Source organism: Streptomyces sp. PA03-3a, assembly GCF_033792735.1.
GTDB lineage: Bacteria > Actinomycetota > Actinomycetes > Streptomycetales > Streptomycetaceae > Actinacidiphila.
On sequence record NZ_JARAVM010000026.1, the window covers coordinates 1 to 17867 of the forward strand.

Annotated in this window: 20 protein-coding genes; 11 read left to right on the forward strand and 9 right to left on the reverse strand. The window is 71.3% G+C overall.

What is annotated here, in order from left to right; genetic code table 11:
- Window positions 1-52: 52 nt before the first annotated feature.
- Window positions 53-3787: a multifunctional oxoglutarate decarboxylase/oxoglutarate dehydrogenase thiamine pyrophosphate-binding subunit/dihydrolipoyllysine-residue succinyltransferase subunit gene (locus PV342_RS27810; RefSeq protein ID WP_500319133.1), complete on the forward strand. Its 3735-nt coding sequence runs from the start codon at window positions 53-55 to the stop codon at window positions 3785-3787.
- Between the two features lie 161 nt (window positions 3788-3948).
- Here the strand turns inward: PV342_RS27810 and PV342_RS27815 are convergent, their stop codons facing one another.
- Complete coding sequence (locus PV342_RS27815; protein ID WP_500319060.1) at window positions 3949-4230, reverse strand: hypothetical protein; 282 nt, start codon at window positions 4228-4230, stop codon at window positions 3949-3951.
- 294 nt (window positions 4231-4524) lie between these two features.
- Here PV342_RS27815 and PV342_RS27820 point away from each other — a divergent pair, with 294 nt between their 5' ends.
- Window positions 4525-4704 carry a DUF6104 family protein gene (locus PV342_RS27820; RefSeq protein ID WP_018563624.1) on the forward strand — a complete coding sequence of 60 codons (180 nt, stop codon included), beginning with the start codon at window positions 4525-4527 and terminating at the stop codon, window positions 4702-4704.
- A gap of 24 nt (window positions 4705-4728) precedes the next feature.
- Here the strand turns inward: PV342_RS27820 and PV342_RS27825 are convergent, their stop codons facing one another.
- Window positions 4729-5289 (reverse strand): DUF4232 domain-containing protein, encoded by a 561-nt coding sequence (locus PV342_RS27825; RefSeq protein WP_500319062.1) that lies wholly within the window; start codon window positions 5287-5289, stop codon window positions 4729-4731.
- Between the two features lie 258 nt (window positions 5290-5547).
- Here PV342_RS27825 and PV342_RS27830 point away from each other — a divergent pair, with 258 nt between their 5' ends.
- From PV342_RS27830 to PV342_RS27840, 3 genes are all read left to right on the forward strand, one after another.
- Window positions 5548-6417, forward strand: coding sequence for a DUF4097 family beta strand repeat-containing protein (locus PV342_RS27830; protein ID WP_018563626.1), 870 nt, complete (start codon window positions 5548-5550; stop codon window positions 6415-6417).
- Between the two features lies 1 nt (window position 6418).
- On the forward strand, window positions 6419-7321 hold the full coding sequence (locus tag PV342_RS27835; RefSeq protein WP_018563627.1) for a PadR family transcriptional regulator: 903 nt from the start codon (window positions 6419-6421) through the stop codon (window positions 7319-7321).
- Window positions 7322-7408: 87 nt separating this feature from the next.
- Window positions 7409-7750, forward strand: a complete 342-nt coding sequence (locus PV342_RS27840) for a hypothetical protein (RefSeq protein WP_400805595.1) — start codon at window positions 7409-7411, stop codon at window positions 7748-7750.
- A 9-nt stretch (window positions 7751-7759) separates the two neighbouring features.
- Here PV342_RS27840 and PV342_RS27845 read toward each other — a convergent pair whose 3' ends face one another.
- On the reverse strand, window positions 7760-8722 hold the full coding sequence (locus PV342_RS27845; RefSeq protein ID WP_018563629.1) for a zinc-binding dehydrogenase: 963 nt from the start codon (window positions 8720-8722) through the stop codon (window positions 7760-7762).
- Between the two features lie 133 nt (window positions 8723-8855).
- Window positions 8856-10094 carry an NAD(P)-dependent malic enzyme gene (locus tag PV342_RS27850; RefSeq protein WP_500319065.1) on the reverse strand — a complete coding sequence of 413 codons (1239 nt, stop codon included), beginning with the start codon at window positions 10092-10094 and terminating at the stop codon, window positions 8856-8858.
- A 496-nt stretch (window positions 10095-10590) separates the two neighbouring features.
- On the opposite strand from PV342_RS27850, the gene PV342_RS27855 reads away from it, so the two are divergent.
- The 3 genes from PV342_RS27855 to PV342_RS27865 are packed head-to-tail and all read left to right on the forward strand — an operon-like array spanning window position 10591 to window position 13294.
- Window positions 10591-11532 carry an ABC transporter substrate-binding protein gene (locus tag PV342_RS27855; protein WP_018563631.1) on the forward strand — a complete coding sequence of 314 codons (942 nt, stop codon included), beginning with the start codon at window positions 10591-10593 and terminating at the stop codon, window positions 11530-11532.
- A gap of 26 nt (window positions 11533-11558) precedes the next feature.
- On the forward strand, window positions 11559-12509 hold the full coding sequence (locus PV342_RS27860; RefSeq protein WP_329185761.1) for an amino acid ABC transporter permease: 951 nt from the start codon (window positions 11559-11561) through the stop codon (window positions 12507-12509).
- Window positions 12506-13294: an amino acid ABC transporter ATP-binding protein gene (locus PV342_RS27865; protein WP_018563633.1), complete on the forward strand. Its 789-nt coding sequence runs from the start codon at window positions 12506-12508 to the stop codon at window positions 13292-13294. The genes PV342_RS27860 and PV342_RS27865 overlap by 4 nt, the downstream gene beginning before the upstream one ends.
- A 68-nt stretch (window positions 13295-13362) precedes the next feature.
- On the opposite strand, the gene PV342_RS27870 is transcribed toward PV342_RS27865, so the two are convergent.
- On the reverse strand, window positions 13363-14127 hold the full coding sequence (locus PV342_RS27870; protein WP_500319068.1) for a class I SAM-dependent methyltransferase: 765 nt from the start codon (window positions 14125-14127) through the stop codon (window positions 13363-13365).
- 79 nt (window positions 14128-14206) lie between these two features.
- Between PV342_RS27870 and PV342_RS27875 the strand changes: the two genes are divergently transcribed.
- Window positions 14207-14836, forward strand: a complete 630-nt coding sequence (locus tag PV342_RS27875) for a CGNR zinc finger domain-containing protein (protein WP_400805589.1) — start codon at window positions 14207-14209, stop codon at window positions 14834-14836.
- On the opposite strand, the gene sodX is transcribed toward PV342_RS27875, so the two are convergent.
- The gene (sodX, locus tag PV342_RS27880) at window positions 14740-15174 is read right to left on the reverse strand and encodes a nickel-type superoxide dismutase maturation protease (protein ID WP_078620231.1); all 435 of its coding nucleotides are present in this window, start codon (window positions 15172-15174) and stop codon (window positions 14740-14742) included. The genes PV342_RS27875 and sodX overlap by 97 nt on opposite strands.
- Before the next feature lie 139 nt (window positions 15175-15313).
- Between sodX and sodN the strand changes: the two genes are divergently transcribed.
- Window positions 15314-15709, forward strand: a complete 396-nt coding sequence (gene sodN, locus PV342_RS27885) for a superoxide dismutase, Ni (protein WP_018563636.1) — start codon at window positions 15314-15316, stop codon at window positions 15707-15709.
- A gap of 385 nt (window positions 15710-16094) precedes the next feature.
- Window positions 16095-16460 (forward strand): helix-turn-helix domain-containing protein, encoded by a 366-nt coding sequence (locus PV342_RS27890; RefSeq protein WP_391580724.1) that lies wholly within the window; start codon window positions 16095-16097, stop codon window positions 16458-16460.
- A 171-nt stretch (window positions 16461-16631) separates the two neighbouring features.
- Here the strand turns inward: PV342_RS27890 and PV342_RS27895 are convergent, their stop codons facing one another.
- The 3 genes from PV342_RS27895 to PV342_RS27905 are packed head-to-tail and all read right to left on the reverse strand — an operon-like array spanning window position 16632 to window position 17856.
- A complete protein-coding gene (locus PV342_RS27895; RefSeq protein WP_386997558.1) occupies window positions 16632-16877 on the reverse strand; it encodes a hypothetical protein in 246 nt (81 codons plus the stop codon).
- Window positions 16874-17557, reverse strand: a complete 684-nt coding sequence (locus tag PV342_RS27900; protein WP_386997578.1) for an IS3 family transposase — start codon at window positions 17555-17557, stop codon at window positions 16874-16876. The genes PV342_RS27895 and PV342_RS27900 overlap by 4 nt, the downstream gene beginning before the upstream one ends.
- On the reverse strand, window positions 17557-17856 hold the full coding sequence (locus PV342_RS27905) for a transposase (protein WP_018563642.1): 300 nt from the start codon (window positions 17854-17856) through the stop codon (window positions 17557-17559). Before PV342_RS27905 ends, PV342_RS27900 begins: the two co-directional genes overlap by 1 nt.
- Between the last annotated feature and the right edge of the window lie 11 nt (window positions 17857-17867).

The window sequence follows — 17867 nt, forward strand, 5'->3', positions numbered from 1 at the left end:
GGGCAAGTTCTTCTCGCCCCGGGTGCCCAAAGCAGTCAGCGCGCAGGCCGCCATGGTCCGCGACAACCTGTTCGGCGGGAACACCGCGAAGATGGCGCAGGCCTACAACCTGAACCCCCGCACGGTGCAGCGCTGGATCGACGGAAGCCGCGGCAAGAAACTCGACCCCAAGACGCTGCGCCAGCTGGAGAGCGACGCCAAGGCGGCGAAGATCACCCCGACCGGGATGAAACGGCGCGCGACGCAACTCCGCAAGAACCCGGCCGCCCAGGCCCCGGCCCCCGCGCCGGTCGCGCCCGCCGCCCAGGCCCCGGCTCCGGCGAAGCCCGTCGCCGAGAAGCCCACCCCGGCACAGCCGCAGCCGGCCGCGAAGGCCGCCCCTGCCACCGAGGCGCCCAAGGGCCCGGAGTACGTGACGCTGCGCGGCCCGTCCGCGGCCGTGGCGAAGAACATGAACGCCTCGCTGGAGCTGCCCACGGCCACGTCCGTGCGCGCCATCCCGGTGAAGCTGCTGTTCGACAACCGCATCGTCATCAACAACCACCTCAAGCGCGCCCGTGGCGGCAAGGTCTCCTTCACCCACATCATCGGCTACGCCATGGTGCAGGCGCTGAAGATCATGCCCGCGATGAACTGGTCGTTCGCGGAGAAGGACGGCAAGCCGACACTGGTCAAGCCCGACCACGTCAACCTGGGCCTCGCCATCGACCTGGTCAAGCCCAACGGCGACCGCCAGCTGGTCGTCGCGGCCATCAAGAAGGCCGAGACCCTCAACTTCTTCGAGTTCTGGCAGGCCTACGAGGACATCGTCCGCCGCGCCCGCGTCGGCAAGCTGACGATGGACGACTTCTCCGGTGTGACCGTCTCGCTGACCAACCCCGGCGGCATCGGCACCGTCCACTCGGTGCCGCGCCTGATGCCCGGCCAGTCGGTGATCCTCGGCGTCGGCTCGATGGACTACCCCGCCGAGTTCCAGGGCACCTCCCAGGACACCCTGAACAAGCTGGGCATCTCCAAGGTCATGACGCTGACCAGCACCTACGACCACCGGGTCATCCAGGGTGCCGCGTCCGGCGAGTTCCTGCGCATCATGAACCAGCTGCTGCTGGGCGAGAACAACTTCTTCGACGACATCTTCAAGGCGCTGCGCATCCCCTACGAGCCGGTCCGCTGGCTCAAGGACATCGACGCCAGCCACGACGACGACGTCACCAAGGCCGCCCGCGTCTTCGAGCTGATCCACTCCTACCGGGTCCGCGGCCACGTCATGGCCGACACCGACCCGCTGGAGTACAAGCAGCGCAAGCACCCCGACCTGGACATCACCGAGCACGGGCTCACCCTGTGGGACCTGGAGCGCGACTTCGCCGTCGGCGGCTTCGCCGGCAAGTCGCTGATGAAGCTGCGCGACATCCTCGGCGTGCTGCGCGACTCGTACTGCCGCACCGTCGGCATCGAGTTCATGCACATCCAGGACCCGCTGCAGCGCAAGTGGATCCAGGACCGCGTCGAGCGCTCGCACACCAAGCCCGAGCGCGACGAGCAGCTGCGCATCCTGCGCCGCCTGAACGCCGCCGAGGCCTTCGAGACCTTCCTGCAGACCAAGTACGTCGGCCAGAAGCGCTTCTCGCTGGAGGGCGGCGAGTCCGTCATCCCGCTGCTCGACGCCGTCATCGACGCGGCCGCCGAGTCGCGTCTGGACGAGGTCGTCATCGGCATGGCCCACCGCGGCCGGCTCAACGTGCTCGCCAACATCGTCGGCAAGTCGTACGCGCAGATCTTCCGCGAGTTCGAGGGCAACCTCGACCCGAAGTCGATGCACGGCTCCGGCGACGTGAAGTACCACCTGGGCGCCCAGGGCACCTTCACCGGTCTGGACGGCGAGCAGATCACCGTCTCGCTGGCCGCCAACCCCTCGCACCTGGAGGCGGTCGACCCGATCGTCGAGGGCATCGCCCGCGCCAAGCAGGACGTCATCGGCAAGGGCGGCACGGACTTCACCGTCATGCCGGTCGTGCTCCACGGCGACGCGGCCTTCGCCGGCCAGGGCGTCGTGGCGGAGACCCTGAACATGTCGCAGCTGCGCGGCTACCGCACCGGCGGCACCGTGCACGTGGTGATCAACAACCAGGTCGGCTTCACCGCCGCCCCGGAGTCCTCGCGCTCGTCGATGTACAGCACCGACGTCGCGCGCATGATCGAGGCGCCGATCTTCCACGTGAACGGCGACGACCCGGAGGCCGTGGTCCGCGTCGCGCGGCTCGCCTTCGAGTTCCGCCAGGCGTTCAACAAGGACGTCGTCATCGACCTCATCTGCTACCGCCGCCGCGGTCACAACGAGGCCGACAACCCGTCCTTCACCCAGCCGCTGATGTACGACCTGATCGACAAGAAGCGCTCGGTGCGCAAGCTCTACACCGAGTCCCTCATCGGTCGCGGCGACATCACCCTGGAGGAGGCCGAGCAGGTCCTGCAGGACTACCAGGGCCAGCTGGAGAAGGTCTTCACCGAGGTCCGCGAGGCGACCGCGCCGGCCGCCTCGCAGCAGGAGGAGACCCAGGCCGCCGGTCCCGAGTTCCCCGTCCCGGTGGGCACCGCGATCAGCCAGGAGACCGTGAAGCGGATCGCCGCCTCGCAGGTCAACATCCCGGAGCGGATCACCGTCCACCCGCGTCTGATGCCGCAGCTGCAGCGCCGCGCGGCCATGGTCGAGGACGACACCATCGACTGGGCCATGGGCGAGACCCTCGCCATCGGCTCCCTGCTGATGGAGGGCACCCCGGTCCGCCTCGCCGGCCAGGACTCCCGCCGCGGCACCTTCGGCCAGCGGCACGCCGTCCTGGTCGACCGGGAGACCGGCGAGGACTACACCCCGCTGCTGTACCTGTCCGAGGACCAGGCCCGCTACAACGTCTACGACTCGCTGCTCAGCGAGTACGCGGCGATGGGCTTCGAGTACGGCTACTCGCTGGCCCGCCCGGACGCGCTGGTGGCCTGGGAGGCCCAGTTCGGCGACTTCGTCAACGGCGCGCAGACCGTCGTCGACGAGTTCATCAGCTCGGCCGAGCAGAAGTGGGGCCAGACCTCCGGCGTCACCCTGCTGCTGCCGCACGGCTACGAGGGCCAGGGCCCGGACCACTCCTCCGCCCGCATCGAGCGCTTCCTGCAGCTGTGCGCGCAGAACAACATGACGGTCGCGGTCCCGACCACCCCGGCGAACTACTTCCACCTCCTGCGGTGGCAGGTCCACAACCCGCACCACAAGCCGCTCATCGTCTTCACCCCGAAGTCGATGCTGCGCCTGAAGGCGGCGACCTCGCGGACGGAGGAGTTCACCTCCGGCCAGTTCCAGCCGGTCATCGACGACCCGCACTTCGCCTCCGGGGCCGGCAGGCCCGAGGACGTCCGCAAGGTCGTCTTCTGCTCCGGCAAGGTCTACTACGACCTCGTCGCCGAGCGCGAGAAGCGCGGTGCCTTCGACACCGCCCTCATCCGCATCGAGCGCCTCTACCCGCTGCCGGGTCTGGAGATCCAGGCCGCCCTGGCCCCGTTCACCAAGGCCCAGAAGTACGTCTGGGCCCAGGACGAGCCGGCCAACCAGGGTGCCTGGCCGTTCATCGCCCTCAACCTGATCGACCACCTCGACCTGGTGCTCGGCGCCGCGCCCGACAACGCCGACCGGCTGCGTCGTGTCTCGCGTCCGTCCTCCTCGTCGCCGGCGGTCGGTTCGGCCAAGCGGCACCAGCAGGAGCAGGAGCAGCTGGTGCACGAGGTCTTCGAGCTCTGAGGCACCGCTGAGCGACACCACGTGGAGGGGCCCCGCACTCACCGAGTGCGGGGCCCCTGCCCTTGCGCGGGGTCAGATGGGCTGTGGTTCGAAGTCCCAGTAGGGCCGTGCACAGCGGCGCACGGACACCGTGTGCGGGTGTTCGGGGCCGAGTGCGATCCTCAACTCGTGGAAATGCTGCGGGAGTTCACGTACCCACCGCCGGCCGCGGTCCCGGGCGGGGCGAGGAGTGCGGCTATGCGGGCGCAACAGACGTCGCAGTCCTCGACGCACCGCTCCGGGGGATGGCAGTCGGACCGCCGCACCGCCACCGCGCGGCCGCTGTCCGGGGCGACCCCGGCGGCGACGCAGCCGTCGCCGACGGGGAGACAGAGCACCGGCACCGCCCTGTCGACCCCCGCGTCGATCTCGCGCCGGGCGAGCACGCTCCCCACCTGCGCCATGCGCGGTGGCTGCGACCGGTCCGCGCCGGTGAGCCGCTGCCGGCGCGCTCTCAGCGGAGGTAGGGGCGCCACGGCGCCCCACGTCGCGGACGACGACGGCCCGGCCGAGGTCGACCGCGATATCTCCGTGCCGTCCGGCGGCCGGATCGGCCGCGCTCGCTCCCCCGTCGAACCCTCCGCCGCAAGCGATGTCGCATGATGAGGTGATCGCCGTGCGGGCCATTGCGCGGGAGAATCCCGATTCCGCCTATCCTGACCGGGCGAAACGTCCGACCGAGTGTTCCGGAGCACCCCTTGTACTTCACCGACCGCGGCATCGAGGAACTGGCGAACCGGCGCGGCGAGGAGGAGGTCACCTTCGAGTGGCTCGCCGAGCGGCTGCGGGAGTTCGTCGACCTCAACCCGGAGTTCGAGATCCCGGTGGAGCGGCTGGCGACGTGGCTGGCCCGGCTGGACGACGACGAGGACGAGTAGCCGCGAGCGGCGGGACCGCCGGGTTCAGGCGCGGAAGGCGCCGAACCGGACCCCGTCGCCGCAGACGCTGAAGACGGCCGGGGCGCCGTCGGCCCCGGTGACCTCGACGGTACGGGCCACGTCGCCGGGGAGCGCGATCTCCACCCGGGAGGCCTGGACGGGGCAGACCTCGCGTGCCGAGGCGGTGCCCTCGAAGTTGAGGTCGGTGTACCCGACGTCGGCGACGGCCGTGGCGCGGGGGCGGAGGTCGACGGCCCCGGTGCCGGCGGCGGAGTTGTCGGTCTCGACGGGTGCGGCCTTGCCCTGGTCGTCCCTCGCGGTGAGGCGCGTGGCGCCGGTCAGCGTGCAGGGGGCGCCCGAGGTGTTGGTGACCTCGACCCGGGCGACCGCGGGCTGCGAGGCGGTCGCGTGGACGGCCGCGGCCACGAAGCGCACGGCGGTCGTGCCGGCCGTGCAGGCGCCCACCCGGGCGGGCGCGGGGCTCACCTCGGCGGCGGGCGCGCCGCTGTCGGCACGGGTGCCGCAGGCGGCGAGGGCGAGGCCCGTGAGGAGCAGGACGGTGGCGGACGGAGCGGTGGGGCGCATGGGGGTCGAGCACATCATCCGGTGCCCCGTGCGGCCGGTCACGGCGCGCACGACGTCGCGTCCGGCGGGAAGGAGCTCACCCGTACGCCGTACAACCGGCCGTACGGAGGCGGCGATCCGCTGCGGGCCGCCGCCGGGCGCGCACGGCGCTCCCTTGACTTCCGATCCACGCGATATATCGTGTCTCTCGGAGAGACGCGATATGTTGCGTTGTCGTCGTTGCCCCGGTGCGCCCGGGTGACCCCAAGGAGGGGCGAAATGAGCGGAACCCCCGGCTCACGGGAGTGGACGGTCACCGAGCCGCACAAGATGGTCTTCGACGGGAGCGTCGACACTCTGCACGTCCGGGTCGTCAACGGCGCCGTCAACGTGGTCGGCGTCGACGAGGGCCCGGCGCGGCTGGAGGTGAGCGAGCTCGACGGCCCGCCGCTGATCGTCTCGCACGAGGGCGGCACACTCACCGTCACCTACGAGGACCTGCCGTGGAAGGGCCTGCTCAAGTGGCTCGACCGCAAGGGCTGGCGGCGGCACGCCGTCGTCTCGCTCGCAGTCCCGCAGCGCACCAACGTGTCGGTCGGCGTGGTCGGGGCCAGCGCCGTGGTCTCCGGGATCTCCGACCGCACCGCCGTGCGGGGCGTCAACGGCGACATCACGCTCGTCGGCCAGGCCGGCCCGGTGACCGCCGAGACGGTCGCGGGGAACGTGGAGGCCCAGGCGGTCTCCGGCGATCTGCGGGTCAACACCGTCTCCGGCGACCTGACCGTGGTCGAGGGCAGCGGCGCCACCGTCAAGGCCGACTCCGTCAGCGGCAACATGGTGCTCGACCTGGACCCGCGCAGCGGGGCCGACGTCCGGCTGACCTCCGTCTCCGGGGAGATCGCGATCCGCATCCCCGACCCCGGAGACGCCGAGGTGGACGCCAACACCACCAGCGGTGACGTCTCCTGCGCCTTCGACGAGCTGCGGGTCAGCGGGCAGTGGGGGGCCAAGCGGATCTCCGGCCGGATGGGATCCGGTGGCTCCCGGCTGAAGGCCACCACGGTGTCGGGCGCGATCGCGCTGCTGCGCCGCCCGCCGCAGCAGGACCACGGACCCGCGGACACGGACCCGTTCCGGAAGGACGTCTGAGATGGCCCCCGTCTTCGCCCACGGCCGGCTCCGCCTCTACCTGCTCAAGCTGCTGGACGAGGCACCCCGCCACGGCTACGAGGTGATCCGGCTGCTGGAGGAGCGCTTCCACGGGCTGTACGCCCCCTCCGCCGGCACCGTCTACCCGCGGCTGGCCAAGCTGGAGAAGGAGGGCCTGGTCACCCACTCCACCGAGGGCGGCCGCAAGGTGTACTCGATCACCGACGCGGGCCGCGCCGAACTCGCCTCCCGCAGCGACGAGATCGCCGATCTGGAGAACGAGATCCGCGACTCCGTGTCCACGCTCGCCGCCGAGATCCGCGAGGACGTGCGCGGCGCGGCGGGCGACCTGCGGCGCGAGATCCGGGCGGCCGCCCAGCAGGCCTCGCGCAACCAGCCCAAGTCCTCCCCGGCGGACTGGAAGGAGCAGATGCGCCGCTCGAAGGAGGAGATCCGGCAGGCCCGCGAGGAGGCCCGCACCGCCAAGCGCGCCGCGCGCGAGGCCCAGGACGCAGCCCGGGACGAGGTGCAGCGCATCGCGCGCCGCGTCCACGAGGAGGTCCAGGACCACGTCCGGCGCGGCGACTGGCAGACCGGCGTCCGCGAGGGGCTGGCGGAACTCACCCGGGAGCTGGGCCAGTTCGGCCGTACGTCCACCTGGCCGCCGTATGTGAAGCCGGAACCGGCGCAGACGCCCGAGTGGGGTGCGGAGGAGGCCGCCGTGACCGAGGACCCGGCCCGCGACCTGGAACGCCTGCTGGACCGCTTCCGTGACGACGTGCGCGACGCCGCCCGCGACAACGGCGTGGACGCCGAGCAGCTGCGCGAGGTGCGCCGCCATCTGTCCACGGCGGCGGCCCACATCGGCGTCGTGCTGCGCGGCGGGCGCAAGGACCGGGACTGACCGCGGAGCCCGGACCGGCGAAGGCCCCACCGCCCGCCCCGGGCCCCTGACGCCGGCTCACGGCGCCCGGCCCGGGGCGCGGGCGCCGTGACGGCCGAGGCCCTCCACTCCCCTCTGGCGCCGAGGCACGCGCGGGAGCACGATCGACCCCTGAAGATCGCGTTCTCGGCCCTGCTGCGCCTCCTCGCGCTGTGGGCCGTCCTCTCGGGCGTGCTCGCCCTCGTCACCGGTCGCGTGCTCGGCCTCCGCGCACGGCGCGTGCTACGCCCGGCCCTGTGGGGCTCGGGGCAGGCGTGCGTCGGTGTCGCCGCCGCCCTGGCGGCCCTGACGACCGCCTTCTCTGTGACGGACGGCGACGCCCTCGGCGCCGCCGTCCTGCTGTTCACACTGACGTGCGGCTTCCTCACCCGGTGGGACGAACGCCCGTAGCGCCGGGCCTCAGACGGTCAGGACGACCTTCCCGAACAGGTCGCCGTCCGCCATCTTGGCGAAGCCCTCGCGGGCGCGGTCCAGCGGCAGGACCGTGTCGACGACGGGCCGCACCCCGGTGAGCGCGCAGAAGCTCAGCAGGTCCGCCAGCTCGTCCTTGGTGCCCATGGTCGAACCGACGACCTTGAGCTCCAGGAAGAAGATCCGGTTCAGCTCCGCGGCCTTCGGGTTCGGCCCCGAGGTGGCGCCGGAGATCACCAGCGTGCCGCCGGGGCGCAGCGACTTGACCGAGTGGGACCAGGTCGCGGCGCCGACGGTCTCGATGACCGCGTCCACACGCTGCGGCAGCCGGGCGCCCGGCTCGAAAGCGGCGTCGGCGCCGAGGTCCTCGGCGCGCTTGCGCTTGGCCTCGTCGCGGCTGGTGGCGAAGACCCGCAGGCCCGCGGCCTTGGCCAGCACGATGGCGGCCGTGGCGACACCGCCGCCGGCGCCCTGGACGAGTACGGAGTCGCCGGGGCGCACACCCGCGTTGGTGAAGAGCATCCGGTAGGCGGTCAGCCAAGCGGTGGGCAGGCAGGCGGCCTCCTCGAAGGACAGCTCCTTCGGCTTGGGCACCAGGTTCCAGGTGGGTACGGAGACCTTCTCGGCGAAGGTGCCCTGGTACTTCTCGGTGAGGATGCTGCGCGGCTCGTCGGGGCCGACGCCGTGCCCGCTCAGGCCGACGACGGGAAAGACGACGACCTCGTTGCCGTGCTCGTCGATCCCGGCGGCGTCGCAGCCGAGGATCATCGGCAGGCTCTCCTCGCCGAGCCCCACCCCGCGCAGCGACCACAGGTCGTGGTGGTTGAGGGAGGCGGCCTTGACGGTGACGGTGCTCCAGCCGGGCCGTGCCTCCGGCTCGGGGCGCTCCCCGAGTTCGAGGCCGTTCAGCGGCTGGTCGCGGTCGATTCGGGCAGCGTAGGCAGCGAACATGACCTTGACGCTAGCGCCGCACGGCGCCCCGGCGTAACCGCGCGGGGATGTGACACGCGCCGCGCGGCGCGGTGCCTCCGACCGGCGGGCACCGCGCCGCGCGACGGCGTGGTCAACGGGCGTGCCGCGGCGCTCAGCGGCGCGCGACGCCCTCGGCCCGGGCGGCCGCGGCCACGGCGGCGGAGACGGCGGGGGCCACGCGCTCGTCGAACGGCGAGGGGATCACGCAGTCGGCGGACAGCTCGCCGTCCACGACCGCGGCCAGCGCCTCGGCGGCGGCGATCTTCATGCCCTCGGTGATGCGGGAGGCCCGCACCTGCAGCGCCCCCGAGAAGATGCCGGGGAAGGCGAGCACGTTGTTGATCTGGTTCGGGAAGTCGCTGCGCCCGGTGGCGACGACGGCCGCGTACCGGTGCGCCACCTCGGGGTGGATCTCCGGGGTGGGGTTGGCCATCGCGAAGATGAAGCAGCCCTTGGCCATGGTGGCGACGGCCTCCTCCGGCACGGTGCCGCCGGAGACGCCGATGAAGACGTCGGCGCCCGCGAGCGCCTCCTCCAGGGTGCCGGTGAGCGCGGCCCGGTTGGTGTACGTGGCGAGCTCGCGCTTGGCGGCGTTCAGGTCCTGGCGACCAGCGTGCACCACGCCCTTGCGGTCGGTGACGGCGACGTCGCCGATGCCGGCCTCGACGAGGATCTTGGCGATGGCGACGCCGGCGGCGCCGGCCCCGGAGATCACCGCGCGCAGTTCGCCCAGCGCGCGGCCGGTCAGCCGGGTGGCGTTGCGCAGCGCGGCGAGCGTGACGACGGCCGTGCCGTGCTGGTCGTCGTGGAAGACCGGGATGTCCAGGCGCTCCTGCAGCTTGCGCTCGATCTCGAAGCAGCGGGGGGCGGAGATGTCCTCGAGGTTCACCCCGCCGAAGGACGGGGCGAGGCGCACGACGGTGTCGACGATCTCGTCCACGTCGGTGGTGGCGAGCGCGATCGGGACCGCGTCCACACCGCCGAACTGCTTGAACAGGATCGCCTTGCCCTCCATCACCGGCAGCGACGCCTCCGGGCCGATGTCACCGAGGCCCAGCACCGCCGTGCCGTCCGTGACCACCGCGACGACCTGGGACTTCCACGTGTAGTCGTGGACCAGCTCGGGCTGCTCGGCGATGGCGGTGCACACCCGGGCGACACCCGGTGTGTAGGCGAGCGACAGGTCGTCGGCGTTCCGGACCGGGACGGTCGCGGTCACCTCCATCTTGCCGCCGCGGTGGAGGGCGAACACCGGGTCCACGGGGCTGTCCGGGCCGTCGCCGTCGGTGCTCTCCGCGTGTTCGGTGCTGTCGGTGCTGTCGGTGCGAGGATTGACAATCTCCGCTGCCACTGTTGACCCCTTTGTCCGAATTGTCTATGAGGGTACTACCCCCTACAACAGGGGGTGGGTGGGCTTGGCTTCCGCACACCCGGACTCGAGTGGTCCCGGGCGCGACGGAGGCCGGGCGCGCCGCACGCACGCCGAGGGGCCCCCGGTGAGGGGTGAGGGTCCGTTGTACCGGAAGACGGATTCCGCTGACGAGTCTGTTCGCCGCACCACGGCTTCGCACATCGGGACCTTCTGCGCACAACGCAACAAGTCGTCCGAATAGCGGGACAAGGAAAGTGATGCACGCAACTTTGCAGCACGGCCCCACCACGATCCGGCCTTGGTGTACCGGCCTGGTGGGGGCCAGGGGATCGCCCGTTATGCGATTTTGACACATCCGGACCCCCATGAGGACGTGTCCGGATGGCAAGATGCGGAGATCACACGCGTACGCGACACCCGAACGCGTGTGCCCGGAAAATCGCCTGCTCCCAGGACTCCCGCAGGAGGAACCAGCATGACCGCACGTACCACCCGTCGCTCGACCGTGACGAGCCGCTTCGCCGCGGTCGCGGCGATCGCGGTCGCCGGTGCCCTTGCCCTCACCGGCTGCGGCGACCAGACGGAGAAGGGCGGCTCCCCGTCCGCTTCGAGCGACGCGTCCAAGGCGCCCCTCTTCGCCAAGCTTCCGAAGTCGGTGCAGTCGGCGGGCGTGCTCAAGGTGGGCTCGGACATCGCGTACCCGCCGGTGGAGTTCGTCAAGGACGGCAAGAACGTCGGCATCGACCCCGACCTGGCCGACGCCATGGCCAAGCAGCTCGGTGTGAAGGTCGAGTTCAACAACGGCACCTTCGACACCCTGCTGACCGGTCTGCGCGCCAAGCGCTACGACATGGTCATGTCCGCGATGAGCGACACGAAGGACCGCCAGGAGGGCGTCGACTCCTCCACCGGCAAGAAGGTCGGCGAGGGCGTCGACTTCGTGGACTACTTCACCGCGGGCTCCTCGATCATCGTGAAGAAGGGCAACCCCGAGGGCGTCAAGTCCCTCGCGGACCTGTGCGGCAAGAAGGTCGCCGTGCAGCGCGGCACCACCTCGCAGGACCTGCTCAAGGCCCAGAAGTGCGACAAGCCGATGTCGATCCAGGCCTTCGACACCGACACCGAGGCCCAGACCCGCCTGAAGGCCGGCGGCGTCGTCGCCGACGTCTCCGACTTCCCGGTCGCCGCGTACGCGGTGAAGACCTCCGGCGGCGGCAACGACTTCGAGCTCGCGGGCGAGCAGGTCGAGGCCGGCCCGTACGGCATCGCGGTCGCCAAGACCAACACCGAGCTGCGCGACGCGCTGCAGGCCGCGCTGACCGCCGTCATCAAGGACGGCTCCTACACCAAGGTCCTGGAGAAGTGGGGCGTCACCGACGGTGCCGTCACCGAGGCCAAGATCAACGGCGGCTCCTGAGTCACGACAGCAAGAGGCTTTCCTCCATGTCCGAAGCGAATGACAAGGTCCCGGCCGGCACCCCGGCCGGGACCCCGCCCGCCGCCGCCTCCCGCCCGGAGGCCATCAAGGCGATCCCCGTCCGGCACTACGGTCGCTGGATCTCGGCGATCCTGGTGCTCGCCGTGCTCGGCCTGCTGGTCAACGCGTTCGCCAGCGCGAACGTGAACTACGGGGCGATCCCGGACTTCCTGTTCGACTCCGCGGTCCTCAAGGGCCTGCGGAACACGGTCGTCATCACCGTGGTGTCGATGGCGCTGGGCCTGGGCCTGGGCATCGTCCTCGCGGTGATGCGGCTGTCCAAGAACCCCGTGACCTCCTCGGTGGCCTGGGGCTACATCTGGTTCTTCCGCGGCACCCCGGTCTACGTCCAGCTGCTGATCTGGTTCAACCTGGCGCTGATCTTCCCGGTCATCAATCTCGGCTTCTACAAGGACGAGATGAACCAGTTCATGACCCCCTTCATGGCCGCGCTACTCGGCCTGGGTCTGAACGAGGCCGCCTACATGTCCGAGATCGTGCGCGCGGGCATCCAGTCCGTCGACGAGGGCCAGACCGAGGCGTCGCACGCGCTGGGCATGACCCAGGGCCAGAACCTGCGCCGTGTGGTGCTGCCGCAGGCGATGCGGGTGATCGTCCCGCCGACCGGCAACGAGTTCATCAACATGCTGAAGACCTCGTCGCTGGCCGCGCAGGCCGCCCAGTACGCCGAACTGCTGCGCTCCACCACCGACATCGGCAACACCACCGGTGCCACCGTGGAGATGCTCTTCCTCGCCGCGGTCTGGTACCTGGTCCTCACCTCGGTGTTCTCGGTCGGCCAGTACTACCTGGAGCGCCGCTACGCCCGTGGGACGACCCGCAACCTGCCGCCCACCCCGTGGCAGCGGATCAAGCAGAACCTGGGCACCTTCCGCCGCCCGGAGGTGGCACGATGACCGACTTCAGCAAGGGCACCGGCGCCCACCCGATGGTCAAGGCCGAGGCGGTGCACAAGCACTTCGGCCTGGCCCACATCCTCAAGGGCATCGACCTGGAGGTCGCCCCGCGTGAGGTGTTCTGCCTGATCGGCCCGTCGGGCTCGGGCAAGTCCACCTTCCTGCGGTGCATCAACCACCTGGAGAAGATCAGCAGCGGCCGGCTCTCGGTCGACGGCGAGCTGGTCGGCTACCGGCAGAAGGGCGACAAGCTCTACGAGCTCAAGGACCGCGAGGTCGCCGCCAAGCGCCGCGACATCGGCATGGTCTTCCAGCGCTTCAACCTCTTCCCGCACATGACCGCGATCGAGAACGTGATCGAGGCCCCGGTGCGGGTGAAGAAGGAGGCCAAGGCGGTGGCCCGCGAGCGGGCGCTGGCCCTGCTGGACCGGGTCGGCCTGCGCGACAAGGCCGGGCACTACCCCGCCCAGCTCTCCGGCGGCCAGCAGCAGCGGGTGGCCATCGCCCGCGCGCTGGCGATGGAGCCCAAGCTGATGCTCTTCGACGAGCCCACCTCCGCGCTCGACCCCGAGCTGGTGGGCGACGTCCTGGACGTCATGCGGGGCCTCGCCGAGGACGGCATGACGATGATCGTGGTCACCCACGAGATGGGCTTCGCCCGCGAGGTCGGCGACGCCCTGGTCTTCATGGACGACGGCGTCGTCGTCGAGACCGGCCACCCGCGCGACGTGCTCACCGACCCGCAGCACGACCGCACCAAGGCCTTCCTCTCCAAGGTCCTCTGAACGCGCGTGCGTGAGGGGCGGCGCCGTCGGCGCCGCCCCTCACGCGTTCCCCCGCGACGGGGTACGGATCACTTCAGCCCGAGGACGATCGCATCCGACACCGAACGCCAGACCTCCCGCGCCTCCCCGAAGCCCGCCTCCCGCAGGGCCGTGGCGTGCCAGGCCGGGGGCAGCTCGTCGCCGTCGGCGTGGGAGCCGTAGATCACGAACCGCTCCTCGGTGGGACCGGCCAGCACCGGGTCGGCCTTGGCGGTGGCCCACCACTGCTCCCAGTCCAGCACGCCCGCCGCCCGCTGCCGCTCGCGGCGGGCCCGGTCCAGCTCGCGCACGGCCGCGTTGAGCCGCGGCGTCGAGGCGTCGGGCATGTGGTTGGCGTTGAGGAAGACCCCGCCGTCGCGCAGCAGGCCGGCCAGCGTCCCGTACAGGGCCTTCAGCGGCCCGGGCTTCAGCCAGTGCAGGGCGGTCGCGGTCAGCACGGCGTCGTACGAGTCGTACGGCAGCGCGCTCGGCCAGTGGGGGTCGCGCAGGTCGGCGGTGACGAACTCGATCCTGTGCTCGCCGGCGAAGTGGCCGCGGGCGATCGTCAGCAGCGCCGGGTCGAGGTCGACGCCGGTCGAGCGGGCCCCCGGGAAGCGCCGCAGCAGCCGGTCGGAGATGCTGCCGGTGCCGCAGGCCAGGTCCAGCACGCGGGGCTCGGGGCCGGCCAGCGCCTCCACCATGTCGAGCATGACCCGGAACCGTTCCTCCCGGTCCGGCAGGTACCACTCCTGCTGCCGGTCCCAGCTGTCCTGCCAGGCCTGCCAGTCGGTCTCCGCCGCGGTGGTGTCGGACATACGGTTCCCCTCCAGTCGTAATACCCTTAGAGCAAGAGCAGTCATTACCGACCTTAGAGCGCACGCGTAAGGACTACAAGTGGAACTCGCCTATTACTCCGACTACGCCGTGCGCCTGGTGAACAGCGAGGAGCCCGAACGCGGCATCGACAATCTGACCTCGGTCGTCGCCGTACGCGAACTGTTCGGTCCGTCCAGCCTGGCCGCGGGCCGCGCGGGCGACGCCGACGTGCAGCGGCTGCGCACCGTCCGCACCCGGCTGCGCGGCGTCTTCGAGGCCGCCTCCGAGGGCGACGAGGTACGCGCCGTCGACCTGCTGAACGCGCTGCTGCTGGAGTTCCCGGTCAGCCCCCAGGTCTCCGGCCACGAGTTCCTCGACGAGAGCGGCCGGCCCGACTGGCACATGCACCTCGCGGAGCACGCGGCCACGGCGACCGCCTCGTACGCCGCGACGGCCTGCATGGGCCTGGCCTTCCAGCTCACCGACCTCGGCGTCGACCGGCTCGGCATCTGCCAGGCCACCACGTGCCGCAACGCCTACATCGACACCTCGACCAACCGGTCCCGCCGTTACTGCTCGGACCGCTGCGCGACCCGCGCCAACGTCGCGGCCTACCGCGCCCGCAAGCGCCTGGAGAACGAGCGGTCGGCCCTGAGCGGCCTGACGCAGGACGCCAGCCAGCCCGCCACACCCGCCACCGAGCGCTGAACCTCGCGCGGCGGCCGGAAGCGCCCCCGCCCCCGGGCGAGCACCAGCTCGTCCGGGACGGTGCCGAACTCCCTGCTGTCGTTCTCCACGAAGGTGTTGTCACCCAGCACCCACCAGCCGCCCTCGCGCCGCTCCACGGCGCGTTTGACGATCAGCAGGTCCTGCTGGAGCGGATGGCGCAGCACCACCACGTCACCCTCGCGGACCTCGGCGGCGCTCCTGACGTGCTGCACCAGCAGCCAGTCGCCGTTCCGCAGCGTCGGCACCATCGACGGCCCTGTCACCTCGACCAGCTGGTACGGCACGCTCCTCCTCTGCCCGGCCCAAGCCTCGCGCATGCTCGGCCTCCCTCTCCATCCTCCATCAGCCTCAGGGTGACACCAGACTTTTGTCCTAAGCACCAAGGGGCACCCGAGAAAACCACTCGACAGGGGAGTAATCTCCCTGGTGGAAAGACGATCACGAGGAAGGACAGTCATGCTCGCTCGCCTGTTCGCGCCCAAGGTCAAGGTCAGCGCTCACTGCGACCTGCCCTGCGGTGTCTACGACCCGGCCCAGGCCCGCATCGAGGCGCAGTCCGTCAAGGCGGTCCAGGAGAAGTACCAGGCCAACGAGGACCCGCACTTCCGGGCCCGCGCCATCGTCATCAAGGAGCAGCGCGCGGAGCTCGTCAAGCACCACCTGTCGGTGCTGTGGAGCGACTACTTCAAGGCCCCGCACTTCGAGAAGTACCCGCAGCTGCACCAGCTCTTCAACGACGCGCTGAAGGCGGGCAGCGCCGCCAAGGCCTCGACCGACCCGGCGACCGGCCAGAAGCTGCTCGACCTGATCGACCAGATCGACGCCATCTTCCAGGAGACGAAGAAGGCCTGACCTGCCGTCGGCGATACGCGCCCGGTCCGGGCGGCCCCGCAAGGGCCGTCCCGGACCGGGCGCGGTCGTATGCGCCCCCGGGCCGGAGGCAAGTGACGGCCCGGGGGGCGCTTCCGCGGAGTACCGGCGCGCCGTCCCGAGCCGTCACTCGCGCTCCCGCGCGCGCCGACGCACGCGCTGCGGAAGAGCGGGGGCAAAACCGCGGAAGTCCGTGTGCGGGGCGACCCGGTTTTGATGGACTCGCCCCCGTGGCGGAACCGCTCCCGGGACCCGGGGTGAAGGTGCAGGTGAGGGGGTGTGGGTCCGGGCCGGGTGGGTGGGGCCGCTGTAGACTCGGCCTCACTCGGACGGGTCAACCGACGTGCTAGCAGGAAGAATCCATCCCGTGGTGAACGCACTGCAGGAACTGATCAAGCGCCGGCTGGAGCAGCGGGGCTGGTCGTACGGCGAGGTGGCACGGCGCGGTGGTGTCCCGCGGTCGACGGTGCATCACCTGGCCACGACCGCGCGGGTGACCCGGATGCCGCAGCAGTCCACGCTGGAGGGCCTGTCACGGGGCCTGGAGCTGCCGTTGGAGGCGGTGCGCCGGGCCGCGGCCGAGGCCTGCGGGATCCACCTGTACGTCGAGGACGGCACCGGCACCACCCCCGACCCCGAGGTCGCCACCCTCATCGCCAGCGTCCAGCAGCTCTCCGAAGCCGACCGCCGACACGTCACCGCCCTCGTCGAATCCCTCCTCCGCAGCCCCTAGGCCGCCCGCGCTGCGGCAGCGGTGCAGGAAGCCGCTCCGGTCCAGGCCGCACAGCGAGGTCATCGGCTCGGCCCGCGGCCGGTCGAGGCGGTGCGCCGTCAGCGCTCCGAGCAGTGCGCGACCGTACGCGAGGCGTGGCAGCAGGCGCCCCGGAGATGTGGTCCCGGACATTCAGCACGCCGCCGGTCTGATGACGCGCAACCACGCGATGACCGCGTTGACGGTGGCGTAGTCGAGTTCGGCGATCCTGGCGACCGCGTCCGCGTCGTCGCGGCGGACCGGGACGCCGGCGGCGTCGAGGGCGCAGTGCAGCATGACCTGGTGCGCCTGGGTGGGCGGCAGGGTCTGACCCGGTCGGATCTGGGAGCGCAGCAGGTAGGAGATCGGCAGCGGGGGCGTCGGTCGGTCCACGGTCATGCTCGGATTCCCTCGAAGTAGTCGGACAGGGCTGTGGTGAGGTCGAGCCGGCTGTGCCATTCGCGGTGGTCCAGGAGTTCGGTCCGTGCCCGGGCCCAGAAGGCTCCGATCACGGCGTGGTCGTTCCGGTCGGCGACCAGACCGGTGGGGGGTGCCAGCCCCCGGGCGTGGGCGCGTTCGGTGAAGACGAGCGTGGTGAAGCGCCCCTCGGGCCGGGGCCCGGGGTGGACGGATTGCCGCAGCACCGCCCTGCTCAGGGCGTCCGCCGCCACGGCGGCGGCCGGTGCGGAGCCGGTACTCCACCCCATCAGCCGGCGGGCGTGGGCGTCGAGCACGATCACGCAGAGCAGTCGGCCCTGGCCGGTGGCGAGTTCGACGGCGTCCGTCACCCAGAGCCGGTCGGGCACGCCGGGGCGGCCCTGCAGCCCGGCGCGCCGCATGAGCAGCTCCACGGTGCCGTGGCTGACGGTGACGCCGTGCCGCAGGGTGAGCTCCTCGTGGATGCGCCGGTACCCGAAGGTGCCGCGCGAGGCGGAGTGGATGGCGGCGATGAGGTCGGTCAGCCACAGGTGCCGGGTGGAGCGGGCCGAGGGAGGCCGGCCGCGCCAGGTGAAGTACCCCGATTCGGAGATGCCGAGGACGCGCGTCGCGGTCCGGATCGGGAGACCTTCCCCGGCCATCACCTGCACGGCCTCGAATCGCCTTTTGGGGACACCACATCGCGCAGCAGTTCTGTCACCCTTCGGTGCACGGCGAGTTCGGTCTCCAGTTCGGTGATGCGCCTGCGCGCCGCGTTCAGCTCGGCGGCGCCCACCGGCGAGCGCCGCGGCCTGCCCAGGTGCGGCAGGTGCGTGCGCCGCCACTGGTAGATCGTCTGGTCCCCGAGGCCGAGGTCCAGGGCGACCTTCTTCACGGGCTCGCCGGCGACCAGCAGGTCGAGGGCCTGGCGGCGCAGCTCGGGCGGGTATCGTCTGGGCACTTCATGCCTCC